Origin of the sequence: Falsarthrobacter nasiphocae (assembly GCF_031456275.1) — a bacterium.
GTDB lineage: Bacteria > Actinomycetota > Actinomycetes > Actinomycetales > Micrococcaceae > Falsarthrobacter > Falsarthrobacter nasiphocae.
Map to the genome: position 1 here is coordinate 1,863,641 of NZ_JAVDUI010000001.1, position 22,230 is coordinate 1,885,870.

Below are 22,230 nucleotides of genomic sequence, written 5' to 3' on the forward strand. Positions count from 1 at the left end.
AACGGATCAGGACTTGCGAAGAGCTGGAAGACCTGGTAAGCTTGAAAAGTTGCTTCGGAGCGAGCGGCCAACGATGAGGAGCCTGAGGGTTTCGGGTTGGTTGTGGTGCCGGACTAGTGATTGTTGTTTGAGAACTCAATAGTGTGCCAAGTTTGTTGAGACCGAATTATTTACATTTGGTTGTAGACAATAGTTGTCTGGCTGGTCCGCACCCCGTGGGCTGGTCAGTGACAAAAGTTTTATAGCCATGGTGAAAACCAATTTTGATTGGCATCAGTGCTGTGACCGTTTTCCCGGTCTGGTTGCTGGTGTTCTTTCGTATGTTTTTTACGGAGAGTTTGATCCTGGCTCAGGATGAACGCTGGCGGCGTGCTTAACACATGCAAGTCGAACGCTGAAGCACCAGCTTGCTGGTGTGGATGAGTGGCGAACGGGTGAGTAACACGTGAGTAACCTGCCCTTAACTCTGGGATAAGCCTGGGAAACTGGGTCTAATACCGGATACGACTTCCTGCCGCATGGCATGGGAGTGGAAAACGTTTGTAGTGGTTTTGGATGGACTCGCGGCCTATCAGCTTGTTGGTGAGGTAATGGCTCACCAAGGCGACGACGGGTAGCCGGCCTGAGAGGGTGACCGGCCACACTGGGACTGAGACACGGCCCAGACTCCTACGGGAGGCAGCAGTGGGGAATATTGCACAATGGGCGCAAGCCTGATGCAGCGACGCCGCGTGAGGGATGACGGCCTTCGGGTTGTAAACCTCTTTCAGTAGGGAAGAAGCGAAAGTGACGGTACCTGCAGAAGAAGCGCCGGCTAACTACGTGCCAGCAGCCGCGGTAATACGTAGGGCGCAAGCGTTATCCGGAATTATTGGGCGTAAAGAGCTCGTAGGCGGTTTGTCGCGTCTGCTGTGAAAGCCCGGGGCTCAACCCCGGGTCTGCAGTGGGTACGGGCAGACTAGAGTGCAGTAGGGGAGACTGGAATTCCTGGTGTAGCGGTGAAATGCGCAGATATCAGGAGGAACACCGATGGCGAAGGCAGGTCTCTGGGCTGTAACTGACGCTGAGGAGCGAAAGCATGGGGAGCAAACAGGATTAGATACCCTGGTAGTCCATGCCGTAAACGTTGGGCACTAGGTGTGGGGGACATTCCACGTTTTCCGCGCCGTAGCTAACGCATTAAGTGCCCCGCCTGGGGAGTACGGCCGCAAGGCTAAAACTCAAAGGAATTGACGGGGGCCCGCACAAGCGGCGGAGCATGCGGATTAATTCGATGCAACGCGAAGAACCTTACCAAGGCTTGACATGGACTAGTAACGGCCAGAGATGGTCGCCCCTCTTTGAGGCTGGTTCACAGGTGGTGCATGGTTGTCGTCAGCTCGTGTCGTGAGATGTTGGGTTAAGTCCCGCAACGAGCGCAACCCTCGTTCCATGTTGCCAGCACGTAATGGTGGGGACTCGTGGGAGACTGCCGGGGTCAACTCGGAGGAAGGTGGGGACGACGTCAAATCATCATGCCCCTTATGTCTTGGGCTTCACGCATGCTACAATGGCCGGTACAATGGGTTGCGATACTGTGAGGTGGAGCTAATCCCAAAAAGCCGGTCTCAGTTCGGATCGTGGTCTGCAACTCGACCACGTGAAGTCGGAGTCGCTAGTAATCGCAGATCAGCAACGCTGCGGTGAATACGTTCCCGGGCCTTGTACACACCGCCCGTCAAGTCACGAAAGTTGGTAACACCCGAAGCCGATGGCCTAACCCCTTGTGGGAGGGAGTCGTCGAAGGTGGGACGAGCGATTGGGACTAAGTCGTAACAAGGTAGCCGTACCGGAAGGTGCGGCTGGATCACCTCCTTTCTAAGGAGCTACTACACATGGCCTGTCACCGCGATTGTGGTGGTGGGTGTGTGTCAGTGTTACTCATTGCACGGCCGAGTGTGTCGTGGTGAGTGCTCATGGGTGGAATCTCAACGAATTGTGGCTGGTCATGTTTCTGGCGTGTCCTGAGTACTTCTGATGGGTTTCCTGCTTCGGTGGGGGCCTGGTTGGGATGGAAAGGGGTGTGTTGGGGTGTGTGGCTGGTCTTTGGTGCACTATTGGGTCCTGAAGCAACAATCTGGGCTGTCCTGTTGGATGGTCGGGTTGTGTGTTTCTGGTTGTCCTGCCTGCAGCTGGGCTGATCGCACTGTGTGTGGTTGGTTGGTGTGGAGTGGGTTGTTGTTTGAGAACTGCATAGTGGACGCGAGCATCAATTTTATTGCAATGTTCGAGAATTTTTTCTTGATTGTTCTGTGTGCGATCATCCATGCGGCATCCTTGTGGGTGTTGTGTGGTGTGGTCAAGTTTTTAAGGGCGCACGGTGGATGCCTTGGCATCAGGAGCCGATGAAGGACGTGGGAATCTGCGAAAAGCCTGGGGGAGTTGATAACCGAGCGTTGATCCCAGGATGTCCGAATGGGGGAACCCCGCCGCACTTGATGCGGTGACCCATGGCTGAACGCATAGGCCATGTGGAGGGAACGTGGGGAAGTGAAACATCTCAGTACCCATAGGAAGAGAAAACAAAAGTGATTCCGTGAGTAGTGGCGAGCGAAAGCGGATGAGGCTAAACCGTTGGTGTGTGATACCGAGCAGGGGTTGCATCAGCGGGGTTGTGGGAGCAACCGTCACAGGGCTGCTTTTCTGTGGCAAGGATGGCATGGCGTGAGGTGAACGGTTTTGAATGGCCGACCAGAGAGGGTGTGAGTCCCGTAACCGGTTACGTGCGTGCGCTTGTGTGTTGTTTCCCAAGTAGGACGGGGCCCGAGAAATCCCGTGTGAATCTGCCAGGACCACCTGGTAAGCCTAAATACTTCCTGATGACCGATAGCGGACAAGTACCGTGAGGGAAAGGTGAAAAGTACCCCGGGAGGGGAGTGAAATAGTACCTGAAACCGTGTGCCTACAATCCGTTAAAGCCCTTTTTGTGGGGTGATAGCGTGCCTTTTGAAGAATGAGCCTGCGAGTTAGTGCTGTGTCGCGAGGTTAACCCGTGTGGGGAAGCCGTAGCGAAAGCGAGTCTGAATAGGGCGTTTGAGTGGCACGGTCTAGACCCGAAGCGAAGTGATCTACCCATGGCCAGGTTGAAGCGACGGTAAGACGTCGTGGAGGACCGAACCCACTTCAGTTGAAAATGGAGGGGATGAGCTGTGGGTAGGGGTGAAAGGCCAATCAAACTTCGTGATAGCTGGTTCTCCCCGAAATGCATTTAGGTGCAGCGTTACGTGTTTCTTGCCGGAGGTAGAGCTACTGGATGGCCGATGGGCCCTACAAGGTTACTGACGTCAGCCAAACTCCGAATGCCGGTAAGTGAGAGCGTAGCAGTGAGACTGTGGGGGATAAGCTTCATAGTCGAGAGGGAAACAGCCCAGACCACCAACTAAGGCCCCTAAGCGTGTGCTAAGTGGGAAAGGATGTGGAGTTGCTGTGACAACCAGGAGGTTGGCTTAGAAGCAGCCACCCTTGAAAGAGTGCGTAATAGCTCACTGGTCAAGTGATTCCGCGCCGACAATGTAGCGGGGCTCAAGTACACCGCCGAAGTTGTGGCATTCAGATATTCGACTAGCCTTCGTGGTTCAGTTGTCTGGATGGGTAGGGGAGCGTCGTGTGGGCAGTGAAGCGGCAGTGTGAACTAGTCGTGGAGCCCACACGAGTGAGAATGCAGGCATGAGTAGCGAAAGACGGGTGAGAAACCCGTCCGCCGGATGATCAAGGGTTCCAGGGTCAAGCTAATCTGCCCTGGGTTAGTCGGGACCTAAGGCGAGGCCGACAGGCGTAGTCGATGGACAACGGGTTAATATTCCCGTACCAGTGGTCAACCGCCCATACTGAGCTGGTGATACTAACCGCCCGAACCGTCCGTGATTGTTGCAAGGCCTTTGGTTTTGTGATGACTGTGACGGGGAGCGCGGGACCTGAACTGGGGAGGTAAGCGTATTAACAGGTGTGACGCAGGAAGGTAGCTCAGCCAACGATTGGAAGAGTTGGTCTAAGGATGTAGGGTGCGTGATTGGCAAATCCGTCACGTGTGAGCCTGAGATCTGATGGGACCCCCGTTTGGGGGGATTGAGTGATCCTATGCTGCCGAGAAAAGCATCGACGCGAGGTTGGCTGTTGCCCGTACCCCAAACCGACACAGGTGATCAGGTAGAGAATACTAAGGCGATCGAGAGAATTATGGTTAAGGAACTCGGCAAAATGCCCCCGTAACTTCGGGAGAAGGGGGACCCCAACTGTGATCCACACATGCTGTGGTGAGCGGGTCAGGGTCGCAGAGACCAGGGGGAAGCGACTGTTTACTAAAAACACAGGTCCGTGCGAAGTCGCAAGACGATGTATACGGACTGACTCCTGCCCGGTGCTGGAAGGTTAAGAGGACCGGTTAACATCCTTTGGGTGTGAAGCTGAGAATTTAAGCCCCAGTAAACGGCGGTGGTAACTATAACCATCCTAAGGTAGCGAAATTCCTTGTCGGGTAAGTTCCGACCTGCACGAATGGAGTAACGACTTCCCCGCTGTCTCAACCATAAACTCGGCGAAATTGCAGTACGAGTAAAGATGCTCGTTACGCGCAGCAGGACGGAAAGACCCCGAGACCTTTACTATAGTTTGGTATTGGTATTCGCTGTAGCTTGTGTAGGATAGGTGGGAGACTGTGAAGCGGGCACGCTAGTGTTCGTGGAGTCATCGTTGAAATACCACTCTGGCTATCGTGGATATCTAACTTCGGCCCATGATCTGGGTCAGGGACAGTGCCTGATGGGTAGTTTAACTGGGGCGGTTGCCTCCTAAAGAGTAACGGAGGCGCCCAAAGGTTCCCTCAGCCTGGTTGGCAATCAGGTGTCGAGTGTAAGTGCACAAGGGAGCTTGACTGTGAGAGAGACATCTCGAGCAGGGACGAAAGTCGGGACTAGTGATCCGGCGGTACATTGTGGAATGGCCGTCGCTCAACGGATAAAAGGTACCTCGGGGATAACAGGCTGATCTTGCCCAAGAGTCCATATCGACGGCATGGTTTGGCACCTCGATGTCGGCTCGTCGCATCCTGGGGCTGGAGTAGGTCCCAAGGGTTGGGCTGTTCGCCCATTAAAGCGGTACGCGAGCTGGGTTTAGAACGTCGTGAGACAGTTCGGTCCCTATCCGCTGCGCGCGCAGGAAATTTGAGAAGATCTGTCCTTAGTACGAGAGGACCGGGACGGACGAACCTCTGGTATGTCAGTTGTACCGCCAGGTGCACCGCTGATTCGCTACGTTCGGAAGGGATAACCGCTGAAAGCATCTAAGCGGGAAGCCCACTTCGAGATGAGATTTCCATGCACCTTTTGGTGTGAGAGGCTCCCACCTAGACCAGTGGGTTGATAGGCCGGATGTGGAAGCGGGGACTAAAGACCCGTGGAGCTGACCGGTACTAATAAGCCGATAACTTACACCACCCCCCACACCGTTTGTGTGTGGGTGTTGATTGTGCACGTCGCAATGACTGTTGTGTTCGCGTCCCTATGCGGTTCTTGATCAAGAACCCCACCACCCCCCCTTTGTGGTCTGTCTTTTGTGGATTGGCTGTGGGTTGTGGTAGGATATGTTTTGATCATAGGTTTCCCAGCCCGCCATGTGTGTGTGGGTGTTGGGTATAGTGTTACGGCTGTCATAGCGTGGGGGAAACGCCCGGTCCCATCCCGAACCCGGAAGCTAAGGCCCACAGCGCCCATGGTACTGCACTCGTGAGGGTGTGGGAGAGTAGGTCGCAGCCGGACAATTTTTCCTGAGAGGGAAGAAAAAGAACATACACTGTTCTTTTTCTTCCCTCTCTTTTTTATGCCCAGAATCTGCACCCCGGGCCGCCCGCATTCGCCCTGCCCGCGCCTGTCACCGTTGCCGAACCCGGTCAACGTAACGGGCGCGGGCGCACCGCTGGGCCCCAAGAGGGGCCTCGCTCGTGCCTCGTCGTTTCTCAGTCCTCTTCCGGGAGAAGCACTTGGTCCACGGCGTGCATGAAATGCTGGACGACGTCGATATCAGGCGTGTACGCACGCTGAAGCTGTAGCCCGTACCAGGTCGCCATGAGGTTGGCAGCAGTGGCCGGGATGTCAACGTACGGACGCAGCCGCCCGGCTTGACGCTCCCGTTCGAGGGCGCGCTCCAGCACGTTTCGACTGACATTGAAGCGTTCCTTGAAGTGTGGATGCGCTGGGTGCTGAGGATGGATGGCTTCGGAGGCCAGGATGCAATACAGGGTGCGCAGCTCCGGAGTGGACTCGTAAGACTCACAGACCGGCTTGATGGCTTCCCGCATGGGCGGGGCATGTTGCCCAAGGAGAACGCTTTCGGCCTTTGAGGTGCGGTCGTTCTTCAGCTCAAGGACGCTCTCCAACAGATGCTTCTTCGAGGGGAAGTGGTGCAGCAATGTGGCAGGCGAGATCTTCGCTGCCGCGGCGATCGCCTGGACCGACCCGCCATGGAATCCGTGCACGGAGAAGACACGCATGGCAGCCTGCGCTATGGCAGCGCGGCGGCGTCCGCTCTTCTTGTAGGGGCCGCGGCGCGTGGGCCCGGTTGAGTGTTCGTCGTTCTGAGGCCTTGTTCGTTCTTGCACGCATTCAAGCCTATTGATCGGGCGAGGCCGTTGCCTGGACGTTCGTCATGAGTCTGCCCACATTGGAGGTTTTGGTCCGCGCGGCGTTCGTGCTTGCATGTCCAGACCGCGTTGACAGTGCTTGGCTGAAGCGCCACCTAGAGCGCCGTTCGGTCTCCTACACGGTGCTGAATTGGTGAATGGTCTCGTCGCGGTTGAGGACCTCACTGTAGAAGCCATGGTCGCCGTGCTCCCACGCCCACTCAAGGCTACGGAAATACTGTGCGAGCAGGTACAGCTGGCACGAGGCCCGCTCGTGCTCATCCCACGCAGCAAGGTCGGTGGGGACGCCGAGTCCGTTCATGAATGCCTCCCTGCACGGTCCTGGGGCACCCCACGCGAAGTCGAGTTCCGTGTATCGGGGCCTTATCCCTGCGCGGCCAAAGTCGATGAGCCGGAATCCCTGGGGTGTCATCATCCAGTTGCGCGGCGAGTTGTCCGCGTGGGTCGGGTAGAGAGGGAGTTCGCGAGGTATCGCGGTCCGGAGGAATGCGCGGGCTGTCTCGGCCACGGCCATGACGCGTGAACGCAAGTTGGGGTCCGTCGGCAGCCATTCCGCCCCCTTCTCAGCTGCGTCGACCCGGTTTGGCAGGAGCGAGAGATTCCCGCCGTCGAATGAGCTTGTGACGCGTCGAGCTTCGCCATGGAAGCGCCGCGTCGTTTCACCAGCGGCCTGCCACACCTCGGGGTTTTCGACCTGCGCGGAGCCCAAGACGAGATCTCCGTCAAGGAACGAGATGGCGAGAATCCCGAGCCGAGGTTCCGCCGCAATCAGCTGCGGGGCGAGGTCATTGTGTTGAGGCATCCACTGGGTATAGGCGCGGATCTCACGAAGATTGTGCGGATTGGGTTCGGGGTCCAATGCGCGCTGCTCGCCTTCGGCGTCCGGCCGCACCCACTTCTTCCCGGATTTCACGACGACGGGGCCGCGGGTCGTGTCGATTTTCGTCACCTGAATTCCCTGGATGCCCCAGGACAGATCTGCCTCGACGGAGAAGGATCCGAAGACGTCCTTGAGCCAGGCCATTTCGGCCCGGTCCCAGATGTCGGTGGGGGAGGGCAGGGGTGGATTCATGGGGCCATTCTATGGGTCGCCGCTCGGCGGCGCAGTGTGGGGCGATAGACTGACAGCTCCGTGCGGGGCACCCGCACACACAGACTTTTCACTACGGAGGACAGCACCCATGGCTGGTTCAGGCGACCGATTCAACGACGCGCGATCGGATCGTGGTGGCTTCAAGGGTCGCGATGACCGCGGTGGATTCCGTGGGCCGCGTGAGGACCGTGGCGGGTTCCAGGGTCGTGAGGATCGCGGCGGGTTCCGGGGCAACCGGGACGAGCGTCCCCGTGAGGATCGCGGTGGATTCCGTGGACCCCGTGAGGATCGTGGCGGGTTCCAGGGTCGTGAGGATCGTGGCGGGTTCCGGGGCAACCGGGACGAGCGTCCCCGTGAGGATCGCGGTGGATTCCGTGGACCGCGTGAGGATCGTGGCGGGTTCCAGGGTCGCGAAGATCGCGGTGGCTTCCAGAAGCGTGAAGACCGTGGTGGATTCCGTGGGCCGCGTGAGGATCGTGGTGGGTTCCAGGGTCGGGAAGACCGTGGTGGATTCCGTGGGCCGCGTGAGGATCGTGGTGGGTTCCAGGGTCGGGAAGACCGTGGTGGATTCCGTGGGCCGCGTGAGGATCGTGGCGGGTTCCAGGGTCGCGATGACCGTGGCGGGTTCCGTGGCAACCGGGACGAGCGTCCCCGTGAGGATCGTGGCGGGTTCCAGGGTCGCGATGACCGCGGTGGATTCCGTGGCAACCGGGACGAGCGTCCCCGTGAGGATCGTGGCGGGTTCCAGGGTCGCGAAGATCGCGGCGGCTTCCAGAAGCGTGAGGACCGTGGTGGATTCCGTGGACCCCGTGAGGACCGTGGTGGTTTCCGGGGCAACCGGGATGAGCGTCCCCGTGAGGATCGCGGTGGTTTCCAGAAGCGTGAGGAGCGCGGCGGTTTTGAGCGTCGCGAGGATCGCGGTGGCTTCCAGAAGCGTGAAGACCGCGGTGGCTTCCGTGGCAGCCGGGATGAGCGTCCCCGCGAGGACCGCGGTGGGTTCCGAGGCCCCCGTGAGGACCGCGGCGGCCGCCCGGCCGGGCGCGGTCCGGCCTCTCGCGACGGTGATGCACACGCCATGGGGGACCGTCGTCGCCCGGCAGGCCCCAAGGCGCCGCCCATCGACAAGGATGTGACGGGCAAGGAGCTCGACAAGGGCACCCTCGCTGAGCTCCGCACCCTCGAGGCGAAGAACGCAGAGCGTGTGGCCCAGCACCTCGTCATGGCGGGGCGCTACCTGGATGAGGACCCGCGCCGCGCGTTTGAGCACGCCTCTGCGGCTGCCCAGTCCGGCGGGCGGGTCTCCCTGGTCCGGGAGGCCGTGGGCGTGGCCGCCTACGCCGCCGGCGAGTACGCGGCGGCTCTGCGCGAGCTGCGGACGTTCCGCCGCATCAGCGGCTCCAACATTCACCTGCCGCTCATGGCCGATTCTGAGCGGGGCCTCGGCCGCCCCGAGAAGGCCCTGGAGCTGGCGCGCAGCGAGGAGGCGTCCTCGCTGGACACCTCCGGCAAGGTCGAGATGGCGATTGTCGCCGCCGGCGCCCTCGGGGACCTCGAGCGATTCGATGAGGCCCTGGCCGCCCTCGAGGTGCCGCAGCTGGACCTGACCAAGGGCTTCAGCTTCTCGCCGCGCCTGTTCCGCGCATACGGCGAGGCGCTGACGAACGTTGGGCGTGAGGGCGAGGCGGACACCTGGTTCGCGCAGGCGGTTGTCGCTGAGCGCGCGCTGGGGATCGCCGATGACGAGGACGACGTCGAGTTCTATGACGTGGAGGAGGACCTCGAGGACGAGGAGACCTCGCTGGACGGCGGCTACGCGGACGACGACGTTGACCGCGGGGCGCGGACGGACGCGGACGACGACGAGGCCAGCCGCGCGGGCACCGAGTCCGACGACGAGACGCCCAGCAGCGCCGATGACGCCGAGACCGGATCCACCGCCGTCGACCCGAGCGCGCCGGAGGCTGAGGCACCCGTCGTGTCCGAGGCGCGCGAGGGCGCCGACGACGCTGGCCGCAACGATGCTGACGGCGCCAGCGCAGACCGTGACGACGCCGACCAGGACCGCGCAGACCGGGAGGACGCGGGACAGTGACCTTCATTGAGGAGTTCGACGGTTTCTTGTTCGACCTGGACGGCGTCGTGTACGCCGGCCAGGGGGCCATTGACGGCGCCCCGGAGTCCATCACGGCGCTCCGGGACGCGGGGCGGCCCGTGGGCTTCGTGACGAACAACGCCTCCCGCTCGGAAGCGGACGTCGCGGCACACCTGCGCGAGCTCGGCGTGCCCGCGGAGGAGAGCACCGTCTTCGGGTCCGCCCGGACAGCCATGTCACTCCTCGATGACCGCGCTGAGAAGGGCGCACGTGTCTTCGTCGTGGGGAGCCCGTCCCTGGCGGACCTCGTGACGGACGCTGGTTTCACGGTCGTGGGCCTTGACGCCATGGAGGCGGGGGAGGGCTGCGACGTCGTCGTCCAGGGCTTCAGCCCCGAGACGGGGTGGCGCCACCTGGCCGCGGCGAGCTACGCGATCGAGGCGGGGGCGGACTGGATCGCCACGAACATGGACGCGACGATCCCGCGGGCAGAGGGCATCGCCCCCGGCAACGGCTCCCTCGTCGAGGGCGTCCGGCGCGCAACCGGCCGGGACCCAGTCGTGGCGGGCAAGCCGGAGCCTGCAATTTTCCACCGGGCAGCCAAGGCACTGGGGTGCAGCCGGCCGCTCGTGGTGGGGGACCGTCTCGACACGGACATCGCGGGGGGCAGGGCGTCTGGCTTCGCCTCGGCCCTCGTGCTCACGGGCATCGACTCCCGCGAGTCGGCGGAGGCCGCCAGCGCGGACCAGCGCCCGGACTTCGTCATCGGGTCGCTCCGGGACTTGGTGAACGGGGAGGCGTCGTCGTTCTCTCTGGACGCACGGTGACGGGCGCGCAACGCAGCGCAGCCGGCAACCCGGCGGCGGAGGATGCCGCCTGGCAGGCGAGGGCCGCGCGACTTGAGGAGCGCATGCTCGCAGGCGAGGTGAGCGTGCAGGACATGGAGCCCGAGCTCCGCCGCCTCCTCGAGGACGAGCGCATTCCTGACGCCCCCGCGGCGGGCCAGGCCGCCCCGCAACCCGATGACGCCGCGGGCCACGCGCCGCGCACCCCCGAGGGACGGGTATGAGCGGCACCCGCCTGGACGTCGCCCTCGCGGAGCGGGGCCTCGCCTCCTCTCGCACGCACGCTGCGGCCCTCGTCGCGGAGGGGCGGGTGCGGGTCAACGGCCGTGCCGCCGCCAAACCGGGGGCCAGGGTCTCGCCGGAGGACGTTGTGGAGGTCGTGGAGGGCGCCACGCCGGACTTCGTCTCGAGGGCGGGCCAGAAGCTCTACGGGGCGCTGGGAGCGCTTCCGGGTGTCTCGGTGGCTGGGCGGCGCTGTCTCGACGCGGGCGCGTCGACAGGCGGCTTCACGGATGTCCTGCTGCGCGCGGGCGCGGGTCGCGTGGTAGCCGTCGATGTGGGGCACGGGCAGCTCGTGGACTCTCTGCGGGCGGACTCGCGCGTGGACGTGCACGAGGGCCTCAACGTGCGGGCCCTGACACCGGAGATGATCGGCGGCCCAGTGGACGTCACGGTGGGGGATCTCTCCTTCATCTCGTTGACGCTCGTGCTGGGTCCTCTCGCCGGGGCCACCGTGCCGGGCGGGGACCTGGTTCTCATGATCAAGCCGCAGTTCGAGGCGGGGCGAGAGCGGGTCCGTGGCGGCGTGGTCCGCGATCCGCTGGCCCGCGAGGCCGCGGTGCGCCGGGTCCTTGAGGCTGGGGAGCGGCATGGGCTGGCGCTGAGCGCGGTGGCCCCCTCGCCCCTGCCGGGGCAGGACGGCAACCGTGAGTACTTCGCGCACTGGGTGCGCGGGACCGCAGGGGTGGACGACGACGCCCCGGCCGCCGCCGACACGCGCCCCGCGGCGGAGGCAGGGCCCCGCACCCCTGGGAACGCTCAGGGGGCGGGCCGTATGATCGACGTGACCGAGGCGCTCGCTCAGCTTCGCTCGGCGGGGGCCTTCGACGCGCCGCCGGGGTGACGCCGGCCCAGGAGCCGTGTCTCATCGGGATGACCAGGCGGCCCGTGTCGGGTGACGCTGCCACATCGGGATGCCGGACAGTGGGCGAGCCGAGGAACGCCGTGAGGAACGAGGAGGGGACCGACCATGACACGCTCCGAGGAGAGGCGCGTCCTTGTGCGGGCCCACTTGGGCCGGGAGGACGCCGTGCGGGCCGCCCGCGAGGCACTCGTCCAGCTGGCGGCGTCCCACATCACTCCTGTCCTGCTCGCCGCGGACGCGGAGGAGCACCCGGCGCTCCTTGAGGCCGCGCCCGGCATCCTCGTGGTTGAGGCCCTGGAGGACGCCCAGCCGGTTGAGCTGTGCATGGTCCTCGGCGGGGACGGGTCGATCCTCCGGGCTGCCGCGGTCGTCCGCGAGGCCGACGTGCCGCTGCTCGGCGTGAACCTCGGCCACGTGGGCTTCCTCGCGGAGAGCGAGCGGGCGGATCTCGCGGACACGGTCCGCGCCGTCGTCGAGCGCCGGTACACGGTGGAGGAGCGTTTGGCCCTGCAGGTGACGGTCGTTGACGGGGACCAGACGGTGCACCGCACGTGGGCCCTCAACGAGGCGGCCATCGAGAAGGAGAACCGGGCCCGGATGATCGAGGTCGTCCTCGGCGTCGATGACCGCCCGGTCTCCTCGTACGGCTGCGACGGCATCTGCATCTCCACGCCGACGGGCTCCACCGCGTACTCGTTCTCTGCTGGCGGCCCGGTCGTCTGGCCGGAGGTCGAGGCGATCGTCGTGACGCCCATCGCCGCGCACGCGCTCTTCGCGAGGCCTCTCGTCATCTCGCCTCGCTCGCATGTGTCGGTGCAGCTGCTGCACCGCACGGACGCCCGGGGCGTGCTGTGGAGCGACGGCCGGGAGGAGATCGAGCTCGGTCCCGGCGCCCGCGTGGACATCGAGCGCGCGGAGCGGTCCGTGCGGATCGCCCGCCTGAACCGGACGCCCTTCTCCGAGCGCCTGGTCCGCAAGTTTCATCTGCCCACCCAGGGGTGGCGGGGCGCGGACAGTGTCCCGGGCGCCCCGCCGTCCCTCGCCTCGGACGGCTGCCCTCCGGGGGCCTTGGCCGACGACGGGGGCCTGGCGGCGGGCGAGTCGAGTTCTGAAAGGGAGCACTCGTGATTGAAGAGATCCGCATCAGCGACATCGGGGTGATCGAGGAGGCGAGCCTCGAGCTCTCGCCTGGCCTGACCGTCCTCACGGGCGAGACGGGCGCGGGAAAGACGATGATCCTCACGGCCCTCTCGATGATCCTCGGCGACAAGGTCGAGGCGGCCCGCGTGCGGGTCGGCAGCTCCAAGGCGGGGGCCGAGGCGATCATCGCTGTCCCCGCGGAGTCCCCTGCGTGGGACGTCGCCGTCGAGGCTGGTGCGGCGGAGGAGGACGGCCCCCGCGAGGAGCTCATTCTGGCCCGGACGCTCTCAGCGAGCGGCCGCTCCCGGGCCATCGTCTCGGGCCGGACCGTCCCGGCGGCGACCCTCGGGGAGATCGGCCGCTCCCTCGTGGCCGTCCACGGGCAGACGGCGCAGCTCAGGCTCGCGACCGCCTCAGCCCAGCGCCGCGCCCTCGACCGCTTCGGCGGCGAGGAGCTGGCCCGCGTCAAGGCCCAGTACAAGGCGGCGTTCCGCGCCTACGAGACGGCCCGCGCCCTCCACGAGGAGATCTCGGCGACGGCCCGGGAGCGTCTCCTTGAGGCCGAGCAGCTGCGGGCGGCGCTGAAGGAGATCGACGCGCTCGACGTCCAGCCCGGCGAGGACGAGGCCCTCAAGGAGGCCGCCCTCCGCCTCGAGAACGTCGAGGGCCTGCGCCGCGCGGGCGCCCTCGCGGGCGAGGCCCTCACCGGCACGGAAGACGCGAGCGACGCGCCCACGGCCCTGGGCCTCGTCGAGGCAGCCAAGCGCGCACTCGAGTCCGAGGAGGACCCGGTGCTCAGCCGGCTCGCCGCCCGCCTCGAGACGGTCTCCGCGGACCTCAACGACGTCGCTGTCGAGGCCGCGGCGTTCGTCACGGACCTCGACACCGAGGGGCCGCAGCGGCTCGACGAGATCCAGGAGCGCCGCGCCGCGATCGCCCACGTCACCCGGCGCTACGGGCCCACCCCTGAGGCGGTCCTCGCCTGGGCGGAGGAGAAGCGGCCGCGGCTCGAGGAGATCGGCAACGACGACGCCACACTCGAGCGGCTCGCCGCCGAGCGGGACGCGGCCCACGCGGAGGCGACGAGCCTCGCGTCCGAGCTCACGGCGCTGCGCACGCAGGCGGGCGCGGAGCTCGCCCGGCGGGTCTCGGAGGAGCTCGCGGCGCTCGCGATGCCGTCGGCCCGCCTCACGGTCGAGGTCACCGAGGCCGGGGCGCTCACCCCGCACGGCGCGGACGTCGTCGCCCTCCTCCTGGCGCCGCACCCCGGCGCCCCCGCACTCAACCTCGGGAAGGGCGCCTCGGGAGGTGAGCTCTCGCGCGTCATGCTCGCGCTCGAGGTCGTCCTCGGGACCGCGGACCCCGTGCCGACGTTCGTCTTCGACGAGGTCGACGCGGGCGTCGGCGGAAAGGCCGCCGTCGCGGTGGGGCAGCGGCTCGCGATGCTCGCCGAGCACGTGCAGGTCATTGTCGTGACGCACTTGCCGCAGGTCGCCGCGTTCGCGCAGACCCACGTGCGGATCCTCAAGGGGGAGAGCGAGGGAGTGACGAGCTCCGACGTCCGGGTTCTGCCTGCCGCTGAACGCGTCACGGAGCTCGCCCGCATGCTCGCCGGCCACGAGACCTCGGACGCCGCCCAGGCGCACGCTCAGGAACTGCTCGACGACGCCGCGGCCTTCGCCGCGCGCTCGCGAGAGGCAACGAAGAAGGGACAGCACCGCCGTGCATGAGGTGATAGGCTCGAATTCCGTGGTGCATCGAACAAAGAACACGTCAAAGTCCCCTCAAGCCGTCAAGCAGATCTTCGTGACGGGCGGTGTCGCCTCGTCGCTCGGCAAGGGACTGACTGCCTCGAGCCTGGGTCACCTCCTTCGCGCTCGCGGCCTCGCCGTGACGATGCAGAAGCTGGATCCCTATCTCAACGTGGATCCCGGCACGATGAATCCCTTCCAGCACGGCGAAGTCTTCGTCACCGAGGACGGCGCCGAGACCGACCTCGACATCGGACACTACGAGCGCTTCCTCGATGAGGCCCTCTCCGGTGACGCCAACGTGACCACGGGCCAGGTGTACTCCACCGTCATCGCCAAGGAGCGCCGCGGCGAGTACCTCGGCGACACGGTCCAGGTCATCCCGCACATCACGGACGAGATCAAGCGCCGCATGCGCCTGCCCGCCGAGAAGGTAGCAGGGCGCCCCCAGCCGGACGTCATCATCACCGAGATCGGCGGCACGGTCGGCGACATCGAGTCCCAGCCGTTCCTCGAGGCCGCCCGCCAGGTCCGCCAGGATGTCGGCCGCGGCAACGTCTTCTTCCTCCACGTCTCGCTCGTGCCCTACATCGGCCCGTCGCAGGAGCTCAAGACGAAGCCCACGCAGCACTCCGTCGCTGCCCTCCGCTCCATCGGCATTCAGCCGGACGCCATCGTCATCCGCTCGGACCGCGAGGTCCCGGACGCGATGCGCGAGAAGATCGGCCGCATGTGCGACGTCGACTCGGACGCCGTGGTCAACGCCGCCGACGCCCCGAGCATCTACGACATCCCGAAGAAGCTCCACGCGCAGAACCTCGACGCGTACATCGTCCAGCACCTGGGCCTGAAGTTCCAGGACGTGGACTGGACCAAGTGGGACGCGCTCCTCGAGAGCGTCCACAACCCGCGTCACAACGTCACCGTGGCGCTCGTCGGCAAGTACATCGACCTCCCGGACGCCTACCTGTCCGTGACGGAGGCCCTCCGCGCGGGCGGCTTCGCCAACAGCGCCAGGGTCAACGTCAAGTGGGTCCCGTCCGACCTCTGCGAGACGGAGGAGGGCGCCCGCCGCGAGCTCGGCGACGTCGACGCGATCTGCGTCCCGGGCGGCTTCGGCATCCGCGGCATCGAGGGCAAGCTCGGGGCCCTGCGCTTCGCCCGCGAGAACCGCATCCCGACCCTCGGCCTGTGCCTCGGTCTCCAGTCGATGGTCATCGAGTACGCGCGGAACGTCGTCGGCATTGAGGACGCCTCCTCCACGGAGTTCGATCCGCAGGCCAAGAGCCCGGTCATCGCGACGATGGCCGAGCAGGCCTCGATCGTCGAGGGCGAGGGCGACCTCGGCGGCACGATGCGCCTCGGCTCCTACGAGGCCAAGCTGGACGAGGGCTCTGTCGTCGCGGGCGTCTACGGCACGACGAAGGTCACCGAGCGCCACCGCCACCGCTACGAGGTCAACAACGCGTACCGGGATCAGATCGCCGAGGCCGGCCTCGTGTTCTCCGGCACGTCCCCGGACGGCAAGCTCGTCGAGTTCGTCGAGCTGCCCGCTGAGGTGCACCCGTACTACGTCGGCACGCAGGCGCACCCTGAGCTCAAGTCCCGCCCGACGAACGCGCACCCGCTCTTCGCGGCTCTCGTCGAAGCGGCCCTCGCGGCGAAGTCCTGATGACGCACGGCGCCGGGGAGCAGGCGGTCCCTCGCCTGGGCCGCGAGGAGCTCGTGGACGAGCCCAGCCAGCGCGAGGTCCTCTCCCACGAGGTGCTTCAGCGCGGGCACGTCCAGACGCTCGTCCGCGAGGAGTTCCGGCTCAGCGGGGATGTGACGCTGACGCGGGACTTCGTCCAGCACCCCGGCGCCGTCGTCGTCGCCGCGCTCAACGAGCGCAATGAGCTCCTCATGATTCGCCAGTACCGGCACCCCGCCCGCATGCTCATGTGGGAGCTCCCGGCGGGTCTTCTCGACGTTGAGGGGGAGAGCCCGTGGGACGGCGCTCCGCGCGAGCTCGCCGAAGAGGCGGACGCGGTGGCCAGCGAGTGGCACACCCTCGTGGACGTTCAGAACTCGGCGGGCGGGTCCACGGAGGCCACGCGCGTGTTCCTGGCGCGGGGGCTCACCCCGGTGCCGGACGCGGACCTTCACGAGCGGGACGCCGAGGAGGCCGAGATCGAGCGCGCCTGGGTTCCAGTCGAGGAGGCCGTCGCCGCCGTCTTCGCGGGCACCGTTCACAACGTTGGGGCCGTGCTCGGCATTCTCGCGGTGGACCGCTTCCTGGCCGGCTCCCTCGAGCTGCGCCCGGCGGACGCGCCCTGGCAGGCCCACCCCCGCCATGCCGACTGGTCCTGACCCCGCCGCCGCACCCCCCACACCCCTGAGGGCCGCCGCAGACGAGTACCTGCGGCACCTCGCCCTCGAACGCGGGCTCGCGGCCAACACCATCGCCAGCTACGGGCGGGACCTGGCCCGGTACGAGCGCTTCCTCGCCGTGCGGGGAATCGACCGTCCCGGGAACGTCACGGCGAACCTCGTCTCGGACTTCGCGGTGGCCCTGCGGAGCGGGGATGAGGGGCCCGCTCTGGCGCCTCGCTCGGCGGCGCGCATCGTCGTCGCCATCCGCGGATTCCATGCGTTCCTTCTCGCTGAGGGAACGACGACGACGGATCCCGCCGCGCGCGTGCGGCCGCCGTCGCCTCCGTCCCGCCTGCCCAAGGCGCTGACGGTGGACCAGGTGTCTCGGATGCTTGAGTCCGCGTCCGTGGAGGAGCCCCTGGGGCTGCGGGACCGGGCGCTGCTCGAGTTCCTCTATGGGACGGGAGCGCGCGTGTCCGAGGCCGTGGGGCTTGCGCTCGACGACCTCCACCAGGTGGAGGAGGACGACGGGACTGGGCTCGCGCTCGTGAGGCTCATGGGCAAGGGGAGCAAGCAGAGGCTCGTGCCGATCGGCTCCTTCGCCCTGCGTGCCCTCGACGAGTACCGGGTGCGGGGGAGGCCGGCGCTTGCCGCGAAGAACTCCGGGAAGACGGGCAACGGGGGAGCGCTCTTCCTCAACGCGCGCGGCGGGCGGCTCAGCAGGCAGTCCGCGTGGACCATCATCCAGCGCGCCGCGGAGGCCGCCGGGATCGCGGACCCCGTCTCGCCGCACACGCTGCGCCACTCGTTTGCCACGCACCTCGTGGAGGGCGGGGCGGACATCCGGGCGGTGCAGGAGCTCATGGGGCACGCCTCGATCTCCTCGACGCAGATCTACACCAAGGTCACCGTGGACACGCTGCGCGAGGTCTACGCGACGAGTCATCCGCGGGCGCGCTGACGGGCGCCCTCAGACGAGAACGAGCCGCCCGAGGGCGAGACCGAGCCCGGCACACGCGAGGCCCCCGGCTGCCTGGCCCAGAACCTGGACGAGGGCCGAGCGGCGCTCTGAGCGGCGGGTCACGGCGTCGAGGTCCCGCGCAGCCGCCCAGCGGGAGCGGGCGCCGACGATCCACGACGACCATGTCGAGAGCCCGCCCGCGAGGCCTGTCGCGAGGACGAGGTGCCATGAGGGCGCGCGCACGGCAGCGGCCGCCCCGATGACGAGGCAGGCGAGGAGATTCGCGGCCCACAGCCCCCGCGGCTGCCGCGCCCACCAGTTGCCCTGGGCGGATGCGGGGGACGACGTGTCGAGAAGGTAGCGGGCCACGCTGCCGATGCCGCCGGCCGCAGCCACGGCCGCCGCGACGAGCACGGCCGAGCCCCCCGGCGTCACGGGCGCGCCCCGCGGGCGCCGGCGAGTCGATGACCGGCCCTTGAGCCGAGGCCCGCGGCCGCCCACCCGAGCGCCAGGGAGACCACCAGCCACAGGGCCGCAGCAGCCGCGCCGAGGATGGCCGTGTCCGGGAGGCCCAGAGCCGCCAGCACGGCCCCGGGGTGCGCGAGGAGCAGCATGACGGCCGAGAACGTCGTGAACCCGCCCATGAGCCCGGGCCCAATGAAGGCCTTAACTGTGGGCCCGCTGCGGGCAGTGATCGGCCCGGACGCAGCGAGGACGGCGACTCCCAGCGTGTTGATGCACAGCGTTGCCACCGCCGCGGCAAGAGGAAAGGCCTCAAACGGCGACTGCACCGCCCACCGCGCCAGCGTGCCGAGCGCGCCGCCCGCGAAGACGGCCCCGAGGACACCCGCGCGGGGCTGTGTCACCGCGGGTCCCCGGAGTCGGCGTCGGACGCCGGGATGGTCTCAAGCGAGCACGACTCGTGCTCCAGGGCCCGCACCCACACGTCACCCGTGACCCCGCGGGCGGTCCCGCCGTCCGCCGAGACGAGCGCCGAGCCCTTGACCTGCACCCGGGAGCCAGGCTCCAGGCCCGCCTGGCTCAGGGCCCGCAGGGTTGCCGGGTTCGCGTCGGACACGCGCTCCAGCACGGCGGGATGACCGTCGTCGAGCACAGCGGCGAGGATGGCGCTCGTGTTCTCAAGGGTGCCGTCCGCGCGCGGAATGCGGTCCCCGTGTGGGTCCGCCGCGGGCCGGCCGAGCAGGGCGTCAAGCCGCTCGATGAAGAGGTCAGAGACGGCGTGCTCGAGCGCATCCGCCTCATCGTGGACTTCCTCCCACGTATAGCCGAGCTGCCGGACGAGGAAGGTCTCGAGGAGGCGGTGCCGCCGCACCACGCTCAGGGCCACCGTGTAGCCCTCGGGCGTGAAAAGGATGGGGGAGTACTTCTCGTGGGAGAGCCAGCCGCGCTGGACGAGCTTGCGGACCATGACCGTCACCGAGGAGTTCGCCACTCCGAGCTCCGCAGCCAGGTCCGACGAGGTCACGGGCGCGCTCGCCCATTCCGAGAGCGCGAAAACCGCCTTGAGGTAGTCCTCTTCGGCGGTGGTGGGACGAGGGCTCCCTGTCACGCGGGTCCTTCCATCTGGGCCGCGGATGCGCGGCGGGCTGGCTGTTACTACGGTACCTGGGCGGCTGGCAGTGGGGTCCTGCGGGGCCTCCCCGGACCATTCTTTGTGATCACGACGACGGCGGCTGGCGCCGACTCGAACACTTTGCCAAGAAGTTCGCCGATGCCCGTCAGCGGCATGAAACTGGGCACTCCCTGGCTACGGCGTGGCCGCGTCGCCAAGGTGGCTGAGGCGGAGCGCCCTGATGTGCTCTGAGAGGTCCGTCGGGATGGACTCGGGCCCCTCGGAGTCCGGGGCAATCGCCCGACCCAGGCGAGCAAGCTCCACGATGACCGGGATCGTGGCGAGCCCGAGCTCGGTCAGTGAGTACTGACCCTGCTTGCCTCGCGGGGCGCTGGCCTTGGTCAGAAACCCGGCGGTCACCAAATCGGTGAGGCGCCGGGAGAGGACCGGCGCACTGATGCCTTCGTCACTCTTCGTCAGGAGCTCGCGGAATGACCTGCGGTCCCACAGGGCAATGTCCCTCAGAATCAGCAGGCTCCACTGGTCGCCGACCATCTCCAGGGCGCGGTTGATCGGGCAGGCCGAGCGGGCGTCGACGATCATGGCACCCCTTCAGGCAGTTGCAGGTTGTGACTACTCGAGTGTAGCCTCGTCGACTAGTTACATTCTGAAACTACGTGCGGGGTCAGCCCCGCCTGAAATGGACATTCGCATGAAGGCCTTCACTCTGACCACCTACGGCGCTCCCTTTGAAGAGGCCACGCTGCCGACGCCCGTTCCCGGCCCGGGTCAGGTCCTCGTGCGCATGGCGGCCGCTGGCATCAACCACGCGGACGAGCGCAGCCGCAGCGGTCAGTTCAAGCTCCTCTACCGCCCGAAGCTGCCCGTGATCGCCGGCAGCGAGCTCTCCGGCGACATCGTCGCCATCGGGGAGGGCGTTTCCGGATTCAGCGTGGGGGACTCGGTTGTGGCCTACACCGGCGTCGTGGACCAGGGCGCGTGGGCGGAGCTCGCTCTCGTCGAGGCCGCGGCGCTCGCGCGCGCGCCTCGACGCCTCTCCCTGACCGAGGCCGCCGCGCTGCCCGTGGCTGGGCTCACCGCCTGGCAGGCGCTCGTGGCCATGGGGGATCTCCAGCCCGGCCAGCGCGTCCTCATCCACGGCGGCTCCGGGGGAGTCGGCACCATCGCCATCCAGCTCGCCAAGCACCTCGGGGCCACCGTCATCACCACGGTGTCGGCGCGCAACGCCGAGTTCGTCCGCAGCCTCGGGGCGGACCAGGTCATCGACTATGCGGCCGAGGACTTTGTCACCGTCCTGGAGCAGGCACCCGTCGACCTCGTTCTGGACACGCAGGGCGGCGACATCACCATGCGGTCCCTTGAGGTGGTTCGGCGCGGCGGGCTCGTCGTCGGCATCGCTGGCACCCCAGACCCCGCCATGGCGGATCAGGCCGGCGCACCCCGGCTCGTCAAGGCCGTCCTCGCGGTGGTCAGTGCGCGCCTGCGCCGTCGTGCCCGCCGGCTGGGCGTCACCTATCGCTTCCTCTTCATCGAGCCGGACGGCGCAGCGCTGTCGAGCCTCGCGGGCCTCGCTGACGAGGGCACGCTGCGGCCCGTCGTGGGCCGCGTCCTTCCGTTCGACCACACGCCCGAGGCCGTCCAGGCCGTCCTCGCCGGCGGCGCGCGCGGCAAGGTTCTCGTCAGCACGGACCCCGCGGCCGTCACCGCCGATTCCGCACACCCGGCCGCAGAGTAGCGCTGCCCCGCACCCATGACGACGACGACGGCTGCCGCCGTGGCTGGTCTCTAGTCCACTCGGCTGCTGCGGACAAAGGTCCAGACGAACGAGATGTAGGGCAGCTCCAGCACGTCATCCTCGCCGAATCCGAGCTCGCTGCGCAGGTAGTCGCTGAGGTTGGCCTCGGTGCGCTCCCGTTGCGCAGCTGAGGACGTTCGCCAGCTCGAGCGAGTCCGGGCGAGCTCGGTGATCTGCCCGGGCGTGGCCCGCTGCGAGAACCTCGCGACGGTGAGCTCGGGGGAGCGCCACCGCCCTCCCGGGCGCGGCGGACGCGCCGGGTCGTAGAAGACGTCTCCGGACCGCATGATGCGGCTGAGGCGGTGCACCCACGGCACCGTCACATCGAGTTGGTTCCACGCGAGGGCCAACCTCCCCTTGGGGCGGACGAGCCGCGCAGCCTCGACGCCGGCCGCCACCGGATCCACCCAGTGCCAGGCCTGCGCGTACGTCACCAGGTGCCAGGACTGCGCTTCGAGCCCGGTGTCCTCCCCGCTCGCCACCCGCGTGGGGAACCCGCGGTCGCGGGCTCGCAAGAGCATGGCCTCGGAGATGTCGACGGCGACGAACTCCGCCGCCTCACCCCGAGCATCGCTGACGGCGCGCAGCTGCTCGGTGAAGATCCCGGTGCCCGCCCCGACGTCGGCCACGCGAAGGGACCCGAAGGTGTCCGCGAGCCCCGAGAGGCAGACGCCGGCAATCTCCGCCGGGTACCCAGGGCGGGCGAGGTCATACTCGCCAGCGCCGTGCGCGTACGCGCTCGCCAGCTCGGCGCGGCGCTCGGGGGCCACCCGGGGACCGTGATGCACGT

At 66.6% G+C, this 22,230-nt stretch carries 18 protein-coding genes and 3 rRNA genes; 13 read left to right on the plus strand and 8 right to left on the minus strand.

All coding sequences use genetic code 11. From position 1 onward, the window contains the following. The first annotated feature begins 326 nt into the window (after window positions 1-326). From J2S35_RS08400 to rrf, 3 genes are all read left to right on the plus strand, one after another. Window positions 327-1,857: ribosomal RNA gene (locus J2S35_RS08400) — 16S ribosomal RNA — on the plus strand. A 479-nt stretch (window positions 1,858-2,336) separates the two neighbouring features. Continuing rightward, window positions 2,337-5,471: ribosomal RNA gene (locus J2S35_RS08405) — 23S ribosomal RNA — on the plus strand. 204 nt (window positions 5,472-5,675) lie between these two features. Further along, window positions 5,676-5,792 (plus strand): 5S ribosomal RNA (gene rrf, locus J2S35_RS08410). Together the 16S, 23S and 5S rRNA genes form the textbook arrangement of a ribosomal RNA operon. Window positions 5,793-5,989: 197 nt before the next feature. Here the strand turns inward: rrf and J2S35_RS08415 are convergent. The 3 genes from J2S35_RS08415 to J2S35_RS08425 form a co-directional block, all read right to left on the minus strand. Next, entirely contained in the window at window positions 5,990-6,631 is a 642-nt protein-coding gene (locus tag J2S35_RS08415; RefSeq protein WP_309852173.1) for a TetR/AcrR family transcriptional regulator, read from the minus strand. 157 nt (window positions 6,632-6,788) lie between these two features. After that, window positions 6,789-7,745, minus strand: coding sequence for a phosphotransferase family protein (locus tag J2S35_RS08420; protein ID WP_309852177.1), 957 nt, complete (start codon window positions 7,743-7,745; stop codon window positions 6,789-6,791). 118 nt (window positions 7,746-7,863) lie between these two features. Then, the gene (locus tag J2S35_RS08425; protein WP_309852179.1) at window positions 7,864-8,838 is read right to left on the minus strand and encodes a hypothetical protein; all 975 of its coding nucleotides are present in this window, start codon (window positions 8,836-8,838) and stop codon (window positions 7,864-7,866) included. Window positions 8,839-8,841: 3 nt separating this feature from the next. On the opposite strand from J2S35_RS08425, the gene J2S35_RS08430 reads away from it, so the two are divergent. From J2S35_RS08430 to xerD, 9 genes are all read left to right on the plus strand, one after another. Beyond that, the gene (locus tag J2S35_RS08430) at window positions 8,842-9,858 is read left to right on the plus strand and encodes a hypothetical protein (protein WP_309852182.1); all 1,017 of its coding nucleotides are present in this window, start codon (window positions 8,842-8,844) and stop codon (window positions 9,856-9,858) included. Beyond that, the gene (locus J2S35_RS08435; protein WP_309852185.1) at window positions 9,855-10,685 is read left to right on the plus strand and encodes an HAD-IIA family hydrolase; all 831 of its coding nucleotides are present in this window, start codon (window positions 9,855-9,857) and stop codon (window positions 10,683-10,685) included. The genes J2S35_RS08430 and J2S35_RS08435 overlap by 4 nt, the downstream gene beginning before the upstream one ends. Further along, entirely contained in the window at window positions 10,682-10,927 is a 246-nt protein-coding gene (locus tag J2S35_RS08440) for a hypothetical protein (RefSeq protein WP_309852190.1), read from the plus strand. Before J2S35_RS08435 ends, J2S35_RS08440 begins: the two co-directional genes overlap by 4 nt. Next, complete coding sequence (locus J2S35_RS08445) at window positions 10,924-11,826, plus strand: TlyA family RNA methyltransferase (protein WP_309852192.1); 903 nt, start codon at window positions 10,924-10,926, stop codon at window positions 11,824-11,826. Before J2S35_RS08440 ends, J2S35_RS08445 begins: the two co-directional genes overlap by 4 nt. Before the next feature lie 126 nt (window positions 11,827-11,952). Continuing rightward, window positions 11,953-12,975 carry an NAD kinase gene (locus tag J2S35_RS08450; protein WP_309852195.1) on the plus strand — a complete coding sequence of 341 codons (1,023 nt, stop codon included), beginning with the start codon at window positions 11,953-11,955 and terminating at the stop codon, window positions 12,973-12,975. Continuing rightward, window positions 12,972-14,717 (plus strand): DNA repair protein RecN, encoded by a 1,746-nt coding sequence (gene recN / locus J2S35_RS08455; RefSeq protein ID WP_309852200.1) that lies wholly within the window; start codon window positions 12,972-12,974, stop codon window positions 14,715-14,717. The genes J2S35_RS08450 and recN overlap by 4 nt, the downstream gene beginning before the upstream one ends. Before the next feature lies 1 nt (window position 14,718). Beyond that, on the plus strand, window positions 14,719-16,410 hold the full coding sequence (locus J2S35_RS08460; RefSeq protein WP_309853103.1) for a CTP synthase: 1,692 nt from the start codon (window positions 14,719-14,721) through the stop codon (window positions 16,408-16,410). Further along, on the plus strand, window positions 16,410-17,087 hold the full coding sequence (locus tag J2S35_RS08465) for an NUDIX hydrolase (protein ID WP_309852203.1): 678 nt from the start codon (window positions 16,410-16,412) through the stop codon (window positions 17,085-17,087). Before J2S35_RS08460 ends, J2S35_RS08465 begins: the two co-directional genes overlap by 1 nt. Continuing rightward, entirely contained in the window at window positions 17,071-18,051 is a 981-nt protein-coding gene (gene xerD, locus J2S35_RS08470) for a site-specific tyrosine recombinase XerD (protein WP_309852206.1), read from the plus strand. The genes J2S35_RS08465 and xerD overlap by 17 nt, the downstream gene beginning before the upstream one ends. 9 nt (window positions 18,052-18,060) lie before the next feature. Here xerD and J2S35_RS08475 read toward each other — a convergent pair whose 3' ends face one another. From J2S35_RS08475 to J2S35_RS08490, 4 genes are all read right to left on the minus strand, one after another. Further along, entirely contained in the window at window positions 18,061-18,486 is a 426-nt protein-coding gene (locus J2S35_RS08475) for a fluoride efflux transporter FluC (RefSeq protein ID WP_309852209.1), read from the minus strand. Continuing rightward, a complete protein-coding gene (locus J2S35_RS08480; RefSeq protein WP_309852212.1) occupies window positions 18,483-18,917 on the minus strand; it encodes a fluoride efflux transporter FluC in 435 nt (144 codons plus the stop codon). Before J2S35_RS08480 ends, J2S35_RS08475 begins: the two co-directional genes overlap by 4 nt. Continuing rightward, on the minus strand, window positions 18,914-19,621 hold the full coding sequence (locus J2S35_RS08485) for a metal-dependent transcriptional regulator (protein ID WP_309852217.1): 708 nt from the start codon (window positions 19,619-19,621) through the stop codon (window positions 18,914-18,916). Before J2S35_RS08485 ends, J2S35_RS08480 begins: the two co-directional genes overlap by 4 nt. Window positions 19,622-19,819: 198 nt before the next feature. Further along, complete coding sequence (locus J2S35_RS08490; protein WP_309852220.1) at window positions 19,820-20,227, minus strand: winged helix-turn-helix transcriptional regulator; 408 nt, start codon at window positions 20,225-20,227, stop codon at window positions 19,820-19,822. Window positions 20,228-20,336: 109 nt separating this feature from the next. On the opposite strand from J2S35_RS08490, the gene J2S35_RS08495 reads away from it, so the two are divergent. Beyond that, on the plus strand, window positions 20,337-21,380 hold the full coding sequence (locus J2S35_RS08495; RefSeq protein WP_309852222.1) for an NADP-dependent oxidoreductase: 1,044 nt from the start codon (window positions 20,337-20,339) through the stop codon (window positions 21,378-21,380). 50 nt (window positions 21,381-21,430) lie between these two features. Here J2S35_RS08495 and J2S35_RS08500 read toward each other — a convergent pair whose 3' ends face one another. Then, window positions 21,431-22,228 carry a class I SAM-dependent methyltransferase gene (locus tag J2S35_RS08500; RefSeq protein WP_309852225.1) on the minus strand — a complete coding sequence of 266 codons (798 nt, stop codon included), beginning with the start codon at window positions 22,226-22,228 and terminating at the stop codon, window positions 21,431-21,433. Between the last annotated feature and the right edge of the window lie 2 nt (window positions 22,229-22,230).

What these genes read in the sequence shown, in the direction of transcription:
- J2S35_RS08465 (WP_309852203.1), top strand. Translation starts at nt 16,410, where the DNA reads ATGACGCACGGCGCCGGGGAGCAGGCGGTCCCTCGCCTGGGCCGCGAG.
- xerD (WP_309852206.1), top strand. Translation starts at nt 17,071, where the DNA reads ATGCCGACTGGTCCTGACCCCGCCGCCGCACCCCCCACACCCCTGAGG.
- J2S35_RS08490 (WP_309852220.1), bottom strand. Translation starts at nt 20,227, where the DNA reads ATGATCGTCGACGCCCGCTCGGCCTGCCCGATCAACCGCGCCCTGGAG.
- J2S35_RS08430 (WP_309852182.1), top strand. Translation starts at nt 8,842, where the DNA reads ATGGGGGACCGTCGTCGCCCGGCAGGCCCCAAGGCGCCGCCCATCGAC.
- J2S35_RS08420 (WP_309852177.1), bottom strand. Translation starts at nt 7,745, where the DNA reads ATGAATCCACCCCTGCCCTCCCCCACCGACATCTGGGACCGGGCCGAA.
- J2S35_RS08445 (WP_309852192.1), top strand. Translation starts at nt 10,924, where the DNA reads ATGAGCGGCACCCGCCTGGACGTCGCCCTCGCGGAGCGGGGCCTCGCC.
- J2S35_RS08450 (WP_309852195.1), top strand. Translation starts at nt 11,953, where the DNA reads ATGACACGCTCCGAGGAGAGGCGCGTCCTTGTGCGGGCCCACTTGGGC.
- J2S35_RS08495 (WP_309852222.1), top strand. Translation starts at nt 20,337, where the DNA reads ATGAAGGCCTTCACTCTGACCACCTACGGCGCTCCCTTTGAAGAGGCC.